1 protein-coding gene is annotated in these 1,000 nt (G+C 61.0%); it reads left to right on the top strand.

Annotated features, from left to right (window positions below):
- Positions 1-1,000: DEAD/DEAH box helicase (locus tag V6C07_RS12725; RefSeq protein WP_333536845.1), on the top strand; the 1,000-nt coding region annotated here is incomplete at both ends.

The raw sequence follows: 1,000 nt of genomic DNA, 5'->3' as shown, positions 1-1,000 counted from the left end.
CCACGCGGGAACTGGCCGTGCAGGTGGAGCGCGAGGCTGCCGTGCTGTTTGAGGGGACGGGCATTGTGACCGTGGCCGTTTACGGCGGCGTGGGCTACAAAAAGCAGATGGACGCCCTGCGCAACGGCGCGCAGCTTATTGTCGGCACGCCAGGCCGTGTGCTTGACCACCTGCTGCGCCGTACCCTGGACCTCGGCGACCTGCGCGAGTTGGTCTTTGACGAGGCCGACCGCATGCTTTCCATCGGCTTCTACCCCGACATGAAGGAAATACAGCGCTACCTGCCCAGGCGGCGCATCCATACCTGCCTGTTCTCGGCCACCTATCCCCCTCATGTGCTCAAGCTTTCCGGGGAATTCATGGCCGAGCCGGCCATGCTTTCGCTTTCGCAAAAGGAAGTGCATGTGGCCGAAGTGCAGCATCTCTTCTGCGAAGTGAAGCCGATGGATAAAGACCGCGCCCTGGTGCGTCTGCTTGAGACGGAAAACCCGGCGTCGGCCATCATTTTTTGCAATACCAAGTCCAATGTCCACTATGTGACCGGCGTGCTTCAGGGTTTTGGCTATAATGCCGACGAGCTTTCCGCAGATCTTTCGCAGTCGCGGCGTGAGGCCGTGCTTGAAAAAATCCGGCAGGGCAAGCTTCAGTATCTGGTCGCCACGGACGTGGCCGCGCGCGGTATTGATATCCCCGAGCTTTCCCACGTGTTTTTATACGAGCCGCCGGAAGATCACGAAAGCTACATCCACCGGGCCGGGCGCACAGGCCGGGCCGGAGCCGCCGGTACGGTCATTTCGCTGGTGGACGTCATGCAGCGCATGGAACTTGACCGCATTGCAAAGCATTACAAGATAGGTCTTATCCCGATGGCGCTGCCTACGGACGAAGATGTGGCCCTTGTGGCGGGAACGCGGCTCACAGCCATTCTTGAAGGCCGCTTTCGCAATCTCACGGGCCTTGAGCGGGTGCGCGTGGCGCGCTACGCCGCTCTGGCGCGGGA

Source organism: Desulfovibrio sp. 1214_IL3152 (assembly GCF_036763055.1).
GTDB lineage: Bacteria > Desulfobacterota > Desulfovibrionia > Desulfovibrionales > Desulfovibrionaceae > Desulfovibrio.
Note: the sequence above shows the minus strand (reverse complement) of the source record. Positions and strands in the feature narration are given on the sequence as shown.